This is a genomic window from Nostoc sp., assembly GCF_036919495.1.
Classification (GTDB): Bacteria; Cyanobacteriota; Cyanobacteriia; order Cyanobacteriales; family Nostocaceae; genus Nostoc.
This window is the reverse complement of record NZ_JBALBZ010000093.1, coordinates 1-2,040: the sequence shown is the minus strand read 5'-3', so window position 1 is coordinate 2,040 and position 2,040 is coordinate 1. Positions and strand designations below refer to the sequence as shown.

The 2,040-nt window shown below is 40.8% G+C and carries 2 protein-coding genes and 1 pseudogene; 2 read left to right on the top strand and 1 reads right to left on the bottom strand.

All coding sequences use genetic code 11. The features are described 5' to 3' along the window. Nucleotides 1-380 (bottom strand): annotated as a pseudogene (locus V7K25_RS14085) (PEP-CTERM sorting domain-containing protein); the annotation flags it as partial. Between the two features lie 464 nt (nt 381-844). Here V7K25_RS14085 and V7K25_RS14080 point away from each other — a divergent pair. Then, a complete protein-coding gene (locus V7K25_RS14080; RefSeq protein ID WP_109012622.1) occupies nt 845-1,210 on the top strand; it encodes a ferredoxin thioredoxin reductase catalytic beta subunit in 366 nt (121 codons plus the stop codon). Then, nucleotides 1,207-1,599 carry a DUF309 domain-containing protein gene (locus V7K25_RS14075; protein ID WP_335158867.1) on the top strand — a complete coding sequence of 131 codons (393 nt, stop codon included), beginning with the start codon at nt 1,207-1,209 and terminating at the stop codon, nt 1,597-1,599. The genes V7K25_RS14080 and V7K25_RS14075 overlap by 4 nt, the downstream gene beginning before the upstream one ends. Nucleotides 1,600-2,040: the final 441 nt, after the last annotated feature.

Below are 2,040 nucleotides of genomic sequence, written 5' to 3'. Positions count from 1 at the left end.
GTTGCGCCGCTCTTTAAACCTTTTACAGTAACCGAAAGACCATTATTCCAAGCAGCTGTGAGGTAAGCACTATTGAAGTCAAAAACACTATTACTTACTAGCGCTGGGTTTCCATCCGCGTTGAAAGCCACATAGTCTCCTGAAAATCTTCCATTGTCATAGCCTTCACGTGTAACTTTAGGACTTGAGCCATTTATATAGTCAAAATTATCCCAATTAAATCCTCCGTAACCATTAGGAATCTGCTCATAATATGAAATAGGCGCTATATCATCAAATGTTAAAACAGTTGCTTGTGCTACTGCTCCTATTCCCAAAACAATGACTGTTGCTGCGATCGCAGCAGTTGATAACTTTTTTGCAACAGTTGAAATGCTCATGTGGTTATAGTTGTAACTCCTAATAAGTTTGTGCTTTTTTACACATTTTACTATATACACTAAGTCAGCAAAACTAACAAGTACTATTACTTAGGGATATTATGAAGTTTGATAAAGTTATGATGAAGACAATTCAGGACAATATAAACAAAGCCTTGACAGAAGTCTGATCATAAAGATTGCTTTACTGTCTTTCCTTAGACAGGTCACAGCGTCGTTTTTTTATGACAATAAATCAATCTTTTGACTTTTAAATTCTGCCTCAAGATGCAATGCCAAATTTTGATTAGCTGACAAGTTAAGCTTCTGTGATTTCTGAGATTTTTTCTGATCCCAGCACACCAGACATATCAGCCTTCAAGCAAAGGTAAAACAACTTGAACGCGTAAGGTTAGGGAAATACACTCGTAATCCCCACATGAGGCTGAGGTACAATGCAAAGAAATATTTAAATTATGAGCGACATGATCACATCAGAAAATAACACAAAATCCAGCGATAAAAGCCTAGAGGCAATGCGGCATTTTTCCGAACAATACGCCAAGCGTACTGGAACATACTTCTGTTCTGAACCTTCTGTTACCGCAGTCGTCATTGAAGGACTAGCGAAACATAAAGATGATCTAGGTGCGCCTTTATGTCCCTGTCGCCATTACGAAGATAAAGAGGCTGAGGTTCACGCCACATATTGGAACTGCCCCTGTGTGCCAATGAGAGAACGCAAAGAGTGCCATTGCATGTTGTTCCTCACCCCTGACAACGAGTTTGCTGGGGAAAAACAAGAAATTTCTCTCGCAACAATCAAAGAAGTACGAGACAGCATGGGATGAGCGAAACCATCCCCCAAGAGTTTTGGCAAGGCGTAGAACAGTTCAATTCTGGTCAGTTTTACGCTTGTCATGACACTTTAGAGGCTTTGTGGATTGAAGCCAGTGAACCGGAAAAAAGCTTTTATCAAGGCATTCTCCAAATTTCTGTGGCGCTGTATCATTTGGAGAATCGCAACTGGCGAGGTGCAGTAATTCTGTTGGGAGAAGGTAGCAATCGCCTCCGCCGTTACCCATCCAGCTACAGTGGCGTTGACGTAGATGAGCTATTGAGTCAGAGCGCAGTGTTATTAACGACATTACAACAAATAGGGCAAGACTTGATTACATCTGGTGATTTAGGTGAAAATCAAGTCTTATCTTTGCCTAGAATTGTGCTGTCTAGTGATTAGACATCTGGTAATTAATTGTGCGTTGCCTGAAATGCTCAGTAAGTACTAATTCATGTAGACGCAAAAGGGCTTAAGGCAGGGTATTGTGCCTACGGCCTTGCTGATTCCATGTATGAAAATGATTTTGCATAATACCAAAATCCTTCCTTGTAGAGACGTAGCAGTGCTACATCTCTACATCCAGATTCATACTTCAATTCAACAACGCCGTGCTTACGTTATTTTCACTCAGATGTCAGTTTCCTGAAACCTTGAGGTTGGGGGTAGCGTCACTATGTCAGCCAGTAGTTATCGGAAATCACTCCAGATTGTATATTTCATATCTGGATAAAGTACTTGAGATAATTGTGCGATTCGTTGTTTGGTGAATCACGGTATCCAGCCCGTACATAACTAAACCAGCCAGACAGCAGATTACTGTCATTAAAGGCTGAACTCTCG

What these genes read in the sequence shown, in the direction of transcription:
- V7K25_RS14080 (WP_109012622.1), top strand. Translation starts at nt 845, where the DNA reads ATGATCACATCAGAAAATAACACAAAATCCAGCGATAAAAGCCTAGAG.
- V7K25_RS14075 (WP_335158867.1), top strand. Translation starts at nt 1,207, where the DNA reads ATGAGCGAAACCATCCCCCAAGAGTTTTGGCAAGGCGTAGAACAGTTC.